Below are 14,047 nucleotides of genomic sequence, written 5' to 3' on the forward strand. Positions count from 1 at the left end.
CTTTCCATGCACACAAGCGGGAAACAGGGCCGGGACAGGTTCCTGGACATCGTCCGAGCGGTCGCGATCCTCGCGGTCGTCGTCCAGCACTGGGGTATGCCGGTGCTCTCCTACGCCGACGGCCGGCTCTCCACCGGGAACGCCCTCGCGACGCCCGGCTGGTGGGTCATCACCTGGCTCAGCCAGGTCATGCCGCTCGTCTTCTTCGCCGGCGGCGCGGCGAACCTGATCTCGCTGAGCCGCGCGGAAAGCTCTCGCTCCTGGCTCGCGGCCCGCCTCAAGCGGCTGATGATCCCGGTGCTGCCGCTGGTGGCGGTCTGGCTGTTCGTCCCGGACATCCTGCGCGGCATGGGTGTTCCGGAGCAGCCGCTGCAGGTCGGCGGCGCGATCGCCGCGCAGCTGCTGTGGTTCCTGGCCGTGTACGTGCTCACCGTGCTGCTCACCCCGATGCTGGCCGCGGCACATCGCCGCTGGGGTCTGAAGGTCCCGCTCGTGATGCTCGCCGCCGCCGTCCTCGTCGATGTCGCCCGCTTCAACGACCTCGGCCTGATCGGTTTCGCGAACGCCGTCTTCGTCTGGATGGCCGTGCATCAGCTCGGTTTCCATTACACGCGAGGACGTCTCGGATCGCTCGGCCGCAACGCCGCGCTGGGCATGTCCGCAGCCGGTTTCGGTATCACCGCGCTGATGGTCGCCTTCGGCCCGTACCCGGCGAGCATGATCGGCATGCCAGGCGCCCCGGTGTCGAACATGAGCCCGCCGACCGTGCTGCTGGCCTTCCTCGCGATCGGCCAGATCGGGCTGCTGCTGGCCTTCAAACCTCAGCTGAACGCCTTGGCCACGCGACCGAGCTTCGACGCAGCCTTGAAGTGGATCGGCCCGCGGTTCATGAGCGTTTACCTGTGGCACATGCCGGCGCTGATCGTCGTCTCCGGTGTCGCGGTCTACGGCCTCGGTTACGAAACCCCCGAACCAGGTTCCGTGCTGTGGCTGACGATGCTCCCGGCCTGGCTCGGCGCCTGCGGGCTCGTGCTGTTCGGTCTGCTGCGGATGTTCGCCCGCTTCGAAACGCAGGGTTCCGGCCCCGCGTCGACCGCCCACACGCCTCAGCTCGTGGTGGCCGGGCTGGCGATCGCCGGTGGTCTGCTCGGCCTCGCCGCGCACGGTTTCGCCCCGCTGAGCGATGGTCTCGTGCAGGGCCCGGTGCCGTGGGTGGCGCTGGCGACGGGTGGATTCCTGCTGGCCGGCAAGCAGATCCCGGTTTCGGAGCTGGGAACGCGGCTGCTCGGCCGCGCCGTCTCGGTCACCGAGGTGGCACAGCTCAAACGCTGAGCAGTTTCGCGGGGGTGTCGTGCAGCACCGCCCGCAGGAACGGCTCACCCAGGCGATCGTCGGCGGCCCAGCCGGCGATCGCCTGCAGCTGTGTGGCGTACGAGTACGGGATGTTGGGGAAATCGGTGCCGAGCACGACGCGATCGGGGAACTCCGCGAGCAGGTCCGTCCAGTCCGGCGGGAGCGGGTTACCGCGCTGGGTGAACTCCACCCCGACCATCGTGGTGTCGAGGTACACGCGCGGATACTTCCCGGCCAGCTCGAAAGCGAAGTCGATCTCCGGCATCCCGGCGTGCGCGAGTACCAGCGTCAGCCTGGGATGCCGCACCAGGATCTCTTCGAACAGCCGTAGCCCCGTGTAGGCACCCTTCAACGGTCCGTGTCCACAGTGGACGACCACCGGGACACCCGCGTCGGCCAGCGCGCCCCAGACGCCGTCGAGCAGCTCGTCACGCGGGTCGTACGCGCCGACCTGGACGTGCGCCTTGAAACACCGTGCGCCCGCGCGCAGCGCACCGTCCACAACGGACAGCGCGCCGGGCTCCGGGTAGAACGTGCCGGTCGGCACCGCCTCCGGCACACGCTCCGCGAACTCCAGCGCCCACGAGGTCAGCCACTCGGCCATGCCCGGCTTGTGCGGATAGACCAGCGGCGCGAACCTGCGCACGCCGAACGAGCGCAGGGTTTCGACGCGTTCTTCCTCCGGCGTGCGGTAATGCACCGGCCAGGCCATGCCGTAGTGCTCCTCGGCCTGGTCGAAATAGGCCCACACCTTGTCCATGACCTGCTTCGGCAGGAAGTGCAGGTGCAGGTCCACGAGCCCGTCGATGCCCAGCGCAGAGATCCACCCGGGGATCTCGGCGTCCGACGCGGGCCCGTGGATCAATCGTTGTACCGGCCCTTGAGCGCCCGGCCCATGGCCCGGCTGATGGTGCGCTGCGCGTCCCGTTTGGCGATGTCCTGCCGCTTGTCGTAGGACTTCTTGCCCTTCGCCAACGCGATCTCGACCTTGACCTTGCCGTCCTTGAAGTACATCGACAGCGGGACCAGCGAAAGGCCGCTCTCCTTGGTCTTGCCGATGAGCTTCTCGATCTCCTGGCGGTGCAGCAGCAGTTTCCGGGTGCGCCGCGGCGTGTGGTTCGTCCACGTGCCCTGCACGTACTCCGGGATGTGCACGTTGCGGAGCCAGACCTCGCCGTCGTCCACCGTGGCGAACGCGTCGGCCAGCGATGCCCGTCCTTCACGCAGGCTCTTCACCTCGGTACCGACGAGCACGAGACCGGCTTCGTAGGTGTCGAGGATGGAGTAATCGTGGCGAGCCTTGCGGTTCGACACGATCACCTTGTGTCCACGTTCCTTGGGCATGACGGCGACTCTACGTGAGTTTCTGTGTTCGGGCAGGTGGTTATCGGGGCGGCTAGTGGCGCACGTACAGGCGTAGCGTCACGTAGCCGGTGATCGCCGAAATGACGATCGAAACGGCGAGCAGGATCGGCGCCACCGGGAACAGCAATTCGAGCATGCCGACCGCGGGGAACACGTCACCGGTGAGCACCAAGTCGAGCAACAGCACCTTGGTGAGCACCAGGAAGACGATACCGATGATGGCACCGACCAGGCCGGCGACCACCGCCTCCAGGAGGAACGGCAGCTGCGTGTACCACCGGGTCGCGCCGACCAGCCGCATGATGCCGACCTCGGTGCGCCGGGTGAACGCCGACACCTGGATCGTGTTGGCGATCAGCAGCAGCGCCGCGATGGCCATGATCAGCGCGGCCCCGAAGGCCAGGTTCCGGACACCGTTGAGCGCGTTGAACACGCGGTCCAGCGCCTTCTGCTGGTCGTCGACCTTGGAGACGCCGGGTTTGCCGGTGTACTCCTGGATGATCGCCTGGCTGCGCTCGGGGTTCTTCAGCTTGACGTGCAGCGACGCGGGCAGCGCCTCCGGCCCGGTCAGCGCGAGCAGTTCCGGCTGGCTCTCGAACATCTTCTTGAACCGCTCGTAGGACTGCTCGCGGTTCTCGAAGACGACCGACTCGACGCCTTCGTTGCCCTGCAGCTCCTGACGCAGCGTCTGGCAGGCGGACTGCGAGCAGTTCGGGTCACCCGCGCTGATGTCGTTGACCAGATAGACCGAAACCTCGACGTCGGCGAGGAAGTTGGCCTTCATCTTGTCGATCGTGCCGACGGCCAGCAGACCGAAGCCGAGCATGGCGAGGGAGACCGCGGTGGTGAGGATCATCGCGATGGTCATCGTGACGTTCCGGCGCAAGCCGGTGACTACCTCGCTGAAGACGAAACTGGCGCGCATCGGGGTTGATGTCCCTTGGAAGTCGTGGGTTACGGAGGAGGGCGGGGCCGGTCAGCGGCCGATGCCGTAGACGCCTCGGGCGTCGTCACGGATGACCTTGCCGAGCTGGAGCTCGACGACCCTTCGCCGCATCGAGTCCACGATCGAATGGTCGTGGGTGGCCATCAGCACCGTCGTGCCGGTGCGGTTGATCCGTTCCAGCAGCAACATGATGTCCTGGCTGGTGTCGGGGTCCAGGTTCCCGGTCGGCTCGTCGGCGAGCAGCACGAGCGGGCGGTTCACGAACGCGCGGGCGATCGCGACGCGCTGCTGCTCACCGCCGGAGAGTTCGTTGGGGAGGCGGTCGGCCTTGCCGTCGAGGCCGACGAGTTCGAGCACCTCGGGCACGACCTTGCGGATCGTGGGGCGCGGCTTGCCGATGACTTCGAGCGCGAAGGCGACGTTCTCGGCGACGGTCTTGTTCGACAGCAGACGGAAGTCCTGGAAGACGCAGCCGATGGTCTGCCGCAGCCGCGGCACCCGGCGACGGGCGAGCTTGGCGACGTCGAAGTTGGAGACCATGACGCGACCCTTGCTCGGCACCTCTTCGCGCAGCAGGAGACGCAGGAAGGTCGACTTCCCGGATCCCGAGGGACCGATCAGGAAGACGAACTCGCCTTTGTCGATCTCGACCGACACCCGCTCAAGGGCGGGACGGGTCGAGGTCTTGTAGACCTTGGAAACCTCTTCGAGCCGGATCACGGTTCGGCATACTACCCATGCCCGTCGTTAAGCCCGGGTAGCCCGGTCCCGGCGGCCAAGCGAGCAAGGGACCTTTGCTATCACTCTCTTTCGGAAAGTGGTAGCAAAGGTCCCTTGCTCTCTCACGCAGGGTTGTTACGCGGCTCCGGACTGCTTGCGCCAGCGGATGCCCGCCTCCAGGAAGCCGTCGATCTCACCGTCGAGCACGGACGACGGGTTGCCGACCTCGAACTCGGTCCGCAGGTCCTTGACCATCTGGTACGGGTGCAGCACGTAGGAGCGCATCTGGTTGCCCCAGCTGGAGCCGCCGTCCTTGAGCGCGTCCATCTCGGCGCGCTCCTCCTCCTTCTTCCGCTGCAGCAGCCGCGCCTGGAGAACCTTCATCGCGGCCGCCTTGTTCTGCAGCTGCGACTTTTCGTTCTGGCACGAAACGACCACACCGGTCGGGATATGCGTGATCCGCACCGCGGAGTCCGTCGTGTTCACGCTCTGGCCACCGGGCCCGGACGAGCGGTATACGTCGACACGGATGTCCTTCTCGGGGATGTCGACGTGGTCGACCTCCTCGACCTCGGGCATCACCTCGACGTGCGCGAAGGAGGTCTGGCGACGGCTCTGGTTGTCGAACGGCGAAATGCGCACCAGCCGGTGCGTGCCCTGCTCGACCGAGAGCGTGCCGTAGACGTACGGGGCGCTCACCTTGAAGGTGGCGGACTTGATACCCGCTTCTTCGGCGTAGGAGATGTCGTAGACATCCGTCGGGTAGTTGTGGCGTTCCGCCCACCGCAGGTACATCCGGAGCAGCATCTCGGCCCAGTCGGCGGCGTCCACGCCACCCGCTTCGGACCGGATGGTGACCACGGCGTTCCGCGGGTCGTATTCACCCGACAGGAGGGTGCGGACCTCGAGCCCGTCGATGTCCTTGGTGAGCGCCGTGAGCTCGGACTCGGACTCGGCCACGCTGGCGGAGTCGCCCTCGGCCTCGGCCAGTTCATAGAGGACACCCAGGTCGTCGAGCCGCTGCCGCAGCTCGGAAATGCGTCGCAGCTCACTCTGCCGGTGGGACAACTGGCTGGTGACCTTCTGCGCCGCTTCGGGGTCGTCCCAGAGGTTCGGGCTGGATGCCTGTTCCTCCAGCTCCGCCACCTGGGCACGCAGCGCATCCAGGTCCATCACCGACTCGATCTGCGTCAGCTTGCCGGCCAGGTCCTTCAGTGCCGCATCGAACTCATCACTCACGTCGGCCAAGGTTACGGCAAAACCCACGACCGGTTGCGGGGAACCGGTCGTGGGCACCTGTCCGGGTCAGGACTGGGGGATGGAATCCAGCAGTTTCAGTGCGGCTTTGGCCTGCGCCTGAGCGAACTCGGCGACCGCCTTGGCGTACGGGCCGTCGGCGGCCTTGGTGGCGGCCTTCGCCTCGTCGAGCTGCTGGGTGTAGCTCGCACGGGCCGAGTCGAGCAGGGTCGAGCGCTGCTTCACCGTCAACGAACCGGCGTGCACGAGACGCAGGATCAACGGGCTACGGAGGTGGTCAGGACCGGCTTCGGAGGACAGCCACGTCTTGAACGCCTTCTTGCCCGCAGCGGTGATGAGGTACTGCTGGCTCGACCGCGGCCCCTGCTTGCCGAGGCGGACGAGGCCCTCCTTCGACAAGGCGGGGAGCTCCCGGTACACCTGGCTGCGAGTCACGCTGAAGAAGGCGCCGAAACGCTCACCCGCCCCCGCGACCAGTTGCCCGCCCGTGGCGGGACCGTCGTGGAGAAGACCGAGCAGTGCGGCGGCTGTTGCATTCAATTCGGACACGTCCTCTACGGTCCCACTTTTCGGAACCTGTGTCCACTGTGGTCAACACATCTGTCCATTGTGGCTAGTGATATGCGCTCATTCGGCCCAACGCACTACGCCTGTCCACAATGGACCGAACACGCTACGCAACCGGCCTTCGCCACGGACAGCGGTACGCGTCCCCCGCCCCGACCAACAACAGGGAGTGATCGCCCCGGAGGGCGCACGAGCCACGAAACCGGAAAACGAAGAAGCGCGGATCTGCGATTTCCGCAGATCCGCGCTTCGTTTTCGAAGTAGCGGGGACAGGATTTGAACCTGCGACCTCTGGGTTATGAGCCCAGCGAGCTACCGAGCTGCTCCACCCCGCGTCGTTGTGTTAATAGATTACACGGGACTCCGACCGGGTTTCACGGGGGTACCCCTAACTCTACAAAGGGCCTTTGACCAGCCTTTATGACGCGACTTTGTCATCCAGCCAAGCGAAGACGCCGTTGAGCACCATGGCCAGCCCGTCGTCGAACCTGCCTTCGACGTCCTCGTCGAAGACCCACGGCGAGGGTGTCGCGTCGTAACGGGGGTCCCGTTCGCCCGGAACCGGATAAACGGCCTGCTCTTCGATGGTGAACCCGATGACAAAGCTGTAGACGGTGAACAACGCTCGTCCGGCCAGGTACGGTTCGAGCCCCGCGTCGACCCGTACCTGCAGCGGATTGTCACCGAACAGGCTGTCGTCGGTCAGAAATGTGCCGGCGAAGACCTTCGCTCCGTCACGGTAAGCGAGCATCATCCGGCGCAAAGCCCGCGCCGCCAGGTCGAGAGACTCCCGTTCCCCCATACCTTCCGGCACACGGCCCGGCATCGCGTCCGCGTACATCCGCGTCGCCATCTCGTCGAGCAGCTCCTGCTTGTTCTTCATATGCCAGTACAGCGCGGGCGCCTTGACGCCGAGATCCTGGGCGATCAGGCGGAGCGTCAGCCCGTTGAGCCCGACGTCATTGAGCAGCCGAAGCCCGGCGTGGACGATGTCCTGCCTGGTCAGACCCACTTTTACCCCTCTTTCCCGCGGAAGCTCCTTGACAATTTAACAATGTTAAGGGCACGCTGGGCGCCGGTCAATTTAACGTCGTTAAGGAGTGGTATGAACAACGTGGGGACGGACGTGATCGTGGCCGGCGCGGGGCCGACGGGGCTGATGCTGGCCCACGAACTCGCGCTCGCCGGTGTCGATGTCGTGGTTCTGGAACGGCTTCACGAGCGCACAGGACTGTCGAAGGCGCTGAACCTGCAGCCGCGCACGGCGGAAGTCCTGGAGCTGCGCGGACTTCTGGACGGCGCGGAGGAACGTTCGTTCGCGACGGTGCGGGACGGACATTTCGCAATGATCCCGGTCGGCTACGACGGCTGGGACACTCGTTTCCCTTTCCAGCTGGGGATTCCGCAGGCACAGGTCGAGGAGTACCTGGAGGAACGGCTTGCCACACAAGGAACGAAGGTGGTCCGGGGCGCCGAAGTAATCGATTTCGTACAGGACAAGGACTCTGTCTCTGTCCGGTACCGAACAGATGGTGGCGAGAACCGACTGCGCGCGAGGTTCCTCGTCGGCTGCGACGGCTCTCGAAGTGTTGTACGCAAAGGACTCGGCGTGGACTTTCCCGGAGTGGACGGTGAAGGTTTCGGCGTGGTCGCGGACGTCCTGTTCGACAAAATCCCTGACGGCGCGCAAAAACAGTGGCGAACGATGCGGAACACCGGCGAGCCGACCGGTGCGACCACGTTCAAGGGCCTGATTCCGTTGGGAGAACCGGGCCTCTACCGCTTCGTTTACGGCGACTGGGCCTCGCGGCCTGCGGACATCCGGGCCGCCGTCTCCCACGACGAAGTCCGGCGGGCACTGCTGGACTTGTACGGCGAGACAGCGACGGTGTCGGAAATCCGGTGGGCGTCACAGTTCTCCGACGCGGCGCGGCAGGCGGAGCGCTACCGTGCCGGGCGGGTGCTGCTGGCGGGCGATGCCGCGCACATCCATTTCCCGGCCGGCGGCCAAGGGCTGAACCTGGGCGTGCAGGACGCCATGAACCTTGGTTGGAAGCTCGCTGCGACAGTGCACGGTTGGGCGGGTGACGACCTGCTCGACACCTACGAGGCCGAGCGGCACCCCGTCGGCGCTCAAGTGCTGCACAACGTCGCCGCTCAACTGGGGCTGGTACCGCGGTCTCATCAGTCTCGCGCGCTTCGTGCCGTTTTCGCCGACCTGGCCGCACTGCCCGAGGTGAGCAAGCACCTCTCGGGCATGGTCTCCGGCCTCGGGATCCGCTACCCGACCCACGGGACCTCGCATCCCGCGCTCGGCTCGCGGATGACCGATGAGGACGTCGCGACCGAAGACGGCCCACTGCGGCCCAGCACGCTCTTCCGCGACGGCGGCTTCGTGCTCCTGACGACCACTCCGGCCCACGTCGACGCCGCGCGGGCCCACGCCCGCTCGCCACGCCTGACCACCCAGCTGGTCACGTCCCTGCCGTGGCCCGCCGCAGAAGCCGTTCTGTACCGGCCCGACGGCTATGCCTGCTGGGTCGCCCCCACGCGGTAGCAAAGGTCCCCCGCTCCCCCACCTGGTAGCAAAGGTCCCCCGCTACCACCGTCACCCTGGGCACCCAGGCGACCGACTCACTTCGGGGGTCCAGGGGGCGGAGCCCTCCTGGCGGGGGTCCGGGGGTTCGACCCCCGGGACAAATGCGAAAGAGGCCCGTGTCTGCGCTTTCCGCAGACACGGGCCTCTTACCTCTGTAGCGGGGACAGGATTTGAACCTGCGACCTCTGGGTTATGAGCCCAGCGAGCTACCGAGCTGCTCCACCCCGCGTCGTGACACCTACCTTACGCCTGCGTTTCGAGCAGGCGCAAAGCAGGTGCCCTTTAGGTAAGCGACGTCACCCTCCAGGCTGGCCGGAGGTCGGGGGCGCACCGGACGCCGGAGGGTTGGCCTTAGCCGACTCGTAGGCCTTCGAAGCGGCTTCGAGCGCGGCCAGGGCGGCACCCTGGTCGGCGTAGTTGCCGGATTGCTGGGCGGCGCGGAACTTGACCCAGGCGTCGTGCATATCGCCCGCGGCCTTGTCGAGCGCCGGGTTACCGCTGGCAGGCGGCTGCGGCGTCGTGGTGCCCGGAGGCGGTGTGGTCGTTCCGGGCGTGCCTCCGGTCTGCGGCGGGGTGACCCCGGAACCCGTGCCGGCGCCGAAGACCTGATCCAGGGCTTCGTTGAGCGTCGGCGCGAAACCGATCTTGGTGCCGTAGGAGACCAGGACCCGGGCCAGCTGCGGATAACTCAGCTGGTTCCGCTGTCGGATGTAGACCGGTTCCACGTAGAGGAAGCCATTGGCGACAGGCAGGGTGATCAGGTTTCCGTACGTGACCGTGACGTTCGGGTTGTTGAACAAGGTCCGGTCCTGCGCGACCCGTGGGTCACTTTGGAATCTGTTCTGGACCTGGACGGGACCGTCCACCTGCGTTGAGCCACTGGCGCCTGTCGGCAGTCTCAGGACGCGCATCTTCCCGTAGTCCTCGGGATCCGAGGACACCGACATCCAGGCCGCCAGGTACTGCCGTTGGAGACCGGTCAGTGAACTCGTGAGCTGGAACCGCGACTTGGTGTCTCCCGGCGCGGTGGCCAGGACGTAATAGCCGGGCTGGTTCGCGACACCGGATGCGGACGCGTTCACGCCGCCTTCCTGCGTCGGGTCCTGCGGAACGCTCCAGAAGGCCTGCTGTGCGTAGAACTCCGCCGGGTTGTTCACGTGGTACTTCGACAGGAGTTCCCGCTGGACCTTGAAGAGGTCCTCGGGGTAGCGGAAGTGCGACCGCAGGTCCGGCGAGATCTCGCTGCTCGGCTTGACCAGTCCTGGGAAGACGTTCTTCCAGGCGTTGAGCACCGGCTCGTTGTCCTCGACGCCGTACAGGGTGACGGTGCCGTCGAACGCGTCGACGGTGGCCTTGACCGAGTTGCGGATGTAGTTGAGCGAGGAGTTCGCCTGGCGGGTGGTGCCGCTGAGCGAGTCGTTGGTCGCCTGGCCGAGCTGGGTCTGCTGGGCGTACGGGAAGTTGTTCATCGTGGTGTAGCCGTCGACGATCCAGATGATCTTGCCGTTGACGACCGCCGGATACGGGTCGCCGTCGAGGGTCAGCCACGGGGCGACCTTGGCGACGCGATCCCGCGGTTCGCGGTTGAACATGATCTTGGATCCGTCACCGATGGCGTCGGAGAAGAGAATGTTCCGCTCGCCGTATTCGGCGGCGAAGACGAGCCGGTTGAACCAGTTGTCGATCGGCACGCCGCCGGAGCCCTTGTAGATGTAGGCGCGGTCGACGGCGGTGTCGTACTCGCCGGGCGCTTGCCCCGCCTTGCCGCCGACGATCGCGTACGCGGCGTCGGTCGCGAGCTCGCCGTAGTAGATACGGGGCTCGTCCACCTTGATGCCCGGCTTGTTCGGGTCGGTCGACCCGGCACCCGAGGGGTTCTGGGTGTCGCTGGTGGTGGCGATCGGGTAGCCGCCGTCGGAGTTGGCATCCTTCAACGCGCGGTCGATCGTGTTGGCAGGCGCGGCGACGAAACCGTTTCCGTGCGTGTAGACGAGGTGCTTGTTGATCCAGTTCGTCTGGTTGCCGGTGAGGCCCTCGGTCTTGATCTCCTTGGCCGCGACGATGTAGTCCTGCGTGACCCCGTTGAGGGTGTAGCGGTCGATGTCCAGCTTCGACGGGAAGCCGTAGAAGTTCTCACGGCCGACGCGCTGGGTGAAGGTGTCGCTGAGGATGTTCGGGTCGAGGAGCCGGATGTTCGGGACCGTCCCCTTGTCCGCCTTGATCTCCGCGGAGGTCGCCTCGGACTTTCCGGTGTAGTCCTTGTACTCGACGTTGGTCAGGCCGAATGCCTGACGCGTCGCGTCCATGTTGCGCTGGATCGACGCGGACTCCTTCTCGTTCGCGTTGGGACGCACCGAGAACTGGTCGAGCACGGCGGGCCACGCGACGCCGACGAGCACGTTCGACAGGATCAGCAGCACCAGCGCGATCGCGGGAAGCTGCAGGTTGCGCAGGAACGCGCCGGCGAAGAAGGCGACGGCACAGATCACCGAGATACACAGAAGGATCAGCTTCGCGGGCAGGACCGCGTTCAAGTCGGTGTAGGTCGCGCCGATGAAGAGCGGCGCCCCCCTGTCGGAGAGCAGCAGGTTGTAGCGATCGAAGAAGTACTCGACCGCCTTCAGCAGCACGAAGATGCCGATGGTGATGGCGAGCTGGGCACGGGTCGGGCCGGCGAGCTGGCCGCCCTTACCCGCGAGCCGGATGCCGCCGAAGATGTAGTGCGCGATCAGCGCACCGAAGAACGCGATCACGACGGAGATGAACAGCCAGCCCAGGAGCCAGTTGTAGAACGGCAGGTCGAAGGCGTAGAAGCCGACGTCATTGCCGAATTCGGGATCGGTCTGCCCGAAGCGTGTGCCGTTCAGGAACAGCTGCACGACCTGCCAGTCGCTCTGCGCGGACGCGCCGGCGATGAGCCCGGTGAGCACCGGGATGCCGATGCCGAAAAGGCGGATCCGGCCGACGATCGCCGACCGGTAGCGCGCGAGCGGATCGTCGTTGCCGGAGATCGGCACGAAGACGGGCCTCGACCGGTACGCGATCATCAAACTGATCGCGAGCGAGCCTCCCACCAGGAGCCCGACGGCGAAGAACAAGACGACACGGGTGATCAACACCGTGCTGAAAACCGTCCGGGCGCCGACCTCGCCGAACCACAACCAGTCGACATAGGTGTCCAGCAGTCTCGCGCCCAGCAGCAGGGCCAGGATGACTACGGCGGCGATGATGAGCAGGATCCGGCTGCGCCGGGACAGCTTCGGCAGGCTCACGGGGGGCCGAGTGGCCACTGCACACGCTCCTGGTTTGGTGAACTTTTCGCAGGGGCGCGCGTACCGCGTGCGGCCCCTGATGCTCTAACTCTACGGATGCCGTCGGAAGTTCCCGGAACCCGCCCAAACCGGACTCGGGACGCCGTTGTCCCGGCTGCCTGGAACGATGTGCCAATGGCACCGAGTGAGCAGCAGGGCGTGGCCGGCCTGGCCCGCGAAGTCGAGGAGTTCGTCGCCTCCGGAGGATGGGATCAGCCGCCGCAGTTGTTCGCGCTGGTCCCGACCGCGGCACTGCTGGACGAGCAGCCCGAACTGGCCGGACAGCTCGACCCGTCGGCCCCGCTGACGCCGGTCGCGCAGGAGTCACTACCGGATGGCGATCTGGGTGAAGCGCTGGCGCAGATCGCGTGGCCGGATCTCGTCCTGGGCTGCGCACTCGCGCAGGAGATCATCGTGCTGCCGCCGGATGCCGAAGCCGAGCTTCCCGTCGTTCCCGAGACCGATGCCGAACGTCTGCGTCAGGCGGCCGCCGACCACCCGCGCCGGACGGAAGCCCGGCTCGTCGCGGCCGTCCTGCGGGATGGTGCCGGAGCATGCGTCATGCGGCTTCGCGGCGCAGGGAAGGCTGAAGAGCCCAGTGACGTCCCTGTCGACGAGGTCATCGAGAACCCGGAGCTGGCCCCCAACCTGCTGGAAGCCCTGAAGGCAACCCTGCTGCCCTGACCTGCGAAAAGAGAGCAAGGGACCTTTGCTATCACCCGGCCCAAAGCGCACGCTGGGCGGCAGCAAAGGTCCCTTGCTCTCTTCAGTCAGGCCCGCGAGGTGGTAGCAAAGGTCCCTTGCTCCCCCGGCGGTCAGCAGGAGGCGGTGGGCCGTCCCGCCTTGAGGTTCTCGAGCTGCGCGATCGCCTCGTCCAGCGTGGAGACCTTGATCAGGTTCAGGCCATCGGGCGCGGCGGTCTTCGCCTCGGCGCAGTTGTGTGCGGGTACGAGGAAGTCGGTGGCGCCGGCCTCGCGGGCGCCGACCACCTTGAACGAGATCCCGCCGATCGCGCCGACGACGCCCTTCTCCGAGATCTCGCCCGTCCCCGCGATGTGCCTGCCACCGGCGAGGTCGCCGGGCTCCATCTTGTCGACGATCGCGAGCGCGAACATCAGGCCCGCCGACGGGCCGCCGACGTCCTGCAGCGAGATCTTCACGTCGAAGGGAACGTCGGCGCGGTCCACCGCGGTCAGGCCCATGAAGCCTTCCGGCCCGTCGGGCCGCTGCGCGAGCGTGAGCGGCACGGTGCGTTCGGCCTGCCCGTCGGATTTGAAAGTGATCTGGACGGTCTGTCCGGGCTTCGTCCCGTTCAGAGCGGCCCGCACGTCGGTCGCTTCCTTGACCGTCGTCCCGTTGACCACCAGAAGCCGGTCCCCCGGAGCGAGCACCTTGTCCGCGGGGCTGCCGGAGACGATCGTTTTCGCGAGCACCTTCACCGGGAATTTGCGGCGCAGCGCGGCGACCTGAGCGGCGGTCTGCGAGTCCTGCAGCTGCTGGATGTTCTCCTGGCGGACCTGCTCGTTGGTCTCCCCAGGCTTGAAATACTCCTCGCGCGGCGCCAGCGCGTACCGGCCGCTCGCCCAGAGCCCGAGCGCGTTGAACAGCGTGATACCGCCATCGCGCAGAGAGACCGTCGTCATCCGCAGTTCGCCGGAGGTCTGGAAGATCTCGTGCCCGTTGACCTGGATCACGGACTGCCCGGCGGCGTCCTTGCCGAGAGTGTCGTAGGTCGGGCCAGGGCTGATCGCCACATACGGCACCGGGATGAAGAACCCGACCAGCGCGAAGACGACGAACAACGCGCCGCTGACCAGTAGCGTCCAGCCGCGCCGGGTCAGCCGCCGTTCGGAGCGGTCCTGGTCACCCGCGGAGCCCGAACGGCTCCGCGCTCCTGTGGTCTCCTCCGAGGGCTCTGTCACGCGTGAC

Annotated in this window: 12 protein-coding genes and 2 tRNA genes; 3 read left to right on the forward strand and 11 right to left on the reverse strand. The window is 66.5% G+C overall.

Going from position 1 to position 14,047, the window contains the following annotated elements:
- Positions 1-6 precede the first annotated feature (6 nt).
- On the forward strand, positions 7-1,332 hold the full coding sequence (locus ACIBTM_RS44190; RefSeq protein WP_395883105.1) for an acyltransferase: 1,326 nt from the start codon (positions 7-9) through the stop codon (positions 1,330-1,332).
- Here the strand turns inward: ACIBTM_RS44190 and ACIBTM_RS44195 are convergent.
- The 8 genes from ACIBTM_RS44195 to ACIBTM_RS44230 form a co-directional block, all read right to left on the reverse strand.
- Positions 1,322-2,218 carry an amidohydrolase family protein gene (locus ACIBTM_RS44195; RefSeq protein ID WP_395883106.1) on the reverse strand — a complete coding sequence of 299 codons (897 nt, stop codon included), beginning with the start codon at positions 2,216-2,218 and terminating at the stop codon, positions 1,322-1,324. The two genes, ACIBTM_RS44190 and ACIBTM_RS44195, sit on opposite strands and share 11 nt — an antisense overlap.
- Positions 2,215-2,697, reverse strand: a complete 483-nt coding sequence (gene smpB / locus ACIBTM_RS44200; protein WP_340684288.1) for an SsrA-binding protein SmpB — start codon at positions 2,695-2,697, stop codon at positions 2,215-2,217. The genes ACIBTM_RS44195 and smpB overlap by 4 nt, the downstream gene beginning before the upstream one ends.
- A gap of 52 nt (positions 2,698-2,749) precedes the next feature.
- On the reverse strand, positions 2,750-3,643 hold the full coding sequence (ftsX, locus tag ACIBTM_RS44205) for a permease-like cell division protein FtsX (protein WP_038518756.1): 894 nt from the start codon (positions 3,641-3,643) through the stop codon (positions 2,750-2,752).
- A 51-nt stretch (positions 3,644-3,694) separates the two neighbouring features.
- Entirely contained in the window at positions 3,695-4,384 is a 690-nt protein-coding gene (gene ftsE / locus ACIBTM_RS44210) for a cell division ATP-binding protein FtsE (RefSeq protein ID WP_005168409.1), read from the reverse strand.
- Between the two features lie 135 nt (positions 4,385-4,519).
- Entirely contained in the window at positions 4,520-5,623 is a 1,104-nt protein-coding gene (gene prfB, locus ACIBTM_RS44215; protein ID WP_037345950.1) for a peptide chain release factor 2, read from the reverse strand.
- Between the two features lie 66 nt (positions 5,624-5,689).
- Entirely contained in the window at positions 5,690-6,190 is a 501-nt protein-coding gene (locus ACIBTM_RS44220) for a helix-turn-helix transcriptional regulator (protein ID WP_350575404.1), read from the reverse strand.
- A gap of 279 nt (positions 6,191-6,469) precedes the next feature.
- Positions 6,470-6,543: transfer RNA gene (locus ACIBTM_RS44225), tRNA-Met, on the reverse strand.
- 83 nt (positions 6,544-6,626) lie between these two features.
- Entirely contained in the window at positions 6,627-7,220 is a 594-nt protein-coding gene (locus tag ACIBTM_RS44230; RefSeq protein WP_395883107.1) for a TetR/AcrR family transcriptional regulator C-terminal domain-containing protein, read from the reverse strand.
- A gap of 93 nt (positions 7,221-7,313) precedes the next feature.
- Here ACIBTM_RS44230 and ACIBTM_RS44235 point away from each other — a divergent pair, with 93 nt between their 5' ends.
- On the forward strand, positions 7,314-8,765 hold the full coding sequence (locus ACIBTM_RS44235) for an FAD-dependent monooxygenase (RefSeq protein ID WP_395883108.1): 1,452 nt from the start codon (positions 7,314-7,316) through the stop codon (positions 8,763-8,765).
- 197 nt (positions 8,766-8,962) lie between these two features.
- Here ACIBTM_RS44235 and ACIBTM_RS44240 read toward each other — a convergent pair.
- A tRNA-Met gene (locus ACIBTM_RS44240) sits at positions 8,963-9,036 on the reverse strand.
- A 67-nt stretch (positions 9,037-9,103) separates the two neighbouring features.
- Positions 9,104-12,097 carry a UPF0182 family protein gene (locus ACIBTM_RS44245; protein WP_395883109.1) on the reverse strand — a complete coding sequence of 998 codons (2,994 nt, stop codon included), beginning with the start codon at positions 12,095-12,097 and terminating at the stop codon, positions 9,104-9,106.
- 156 nt (positions 12,098-12,253) lie between these two features.
- Here ACIBTM_RS44245 and ACIBTM_RS44250 point away from each other — a divergent pair, with 156 nt between their 5' ends.
- Positions 12,254-12,802: a PPA1309 family protein gene (locus ACIBTM_RS44250; protein WP_395883110.1), complete on the forward strand. Its 549-nt coding sequence runs from the start codon at positions 12,254-12,256 to the stop codon at positions 12,800-12,802.
- A 131-nt stretch (positions 12,803-12,933) separates the two neighbouring features.
- Here the strand turns inward: ACIBTM_RS44250 and ACIBTM_RS44255 are convergent, their stop codons facing one another.
- Positions 12,934-14,040 carry a PDZ domain-containing protein gene (locus tag ACIBTM_RS44255; protein ID WP_395883111.1) on the reverse strand — a complete coding sequence of 369 codons (1,107 nt, stop codon included), beginning with the start codon at positions 14,038-14,040 and terminating at the stop codon, positions 12,934-12,936.
- Positions 14,041-14,047: the final 7 nt, after the last annotated feature.

This window comes from Amycolatopsis sp. NPDC049868, from assembly GCF_044461365.1.
Classification (GTDB): Bacteria; Actinomycetota; Actinomycetes; order Mycobacteriales; family Pseudonocardiaceae; genus Amycolatopsis.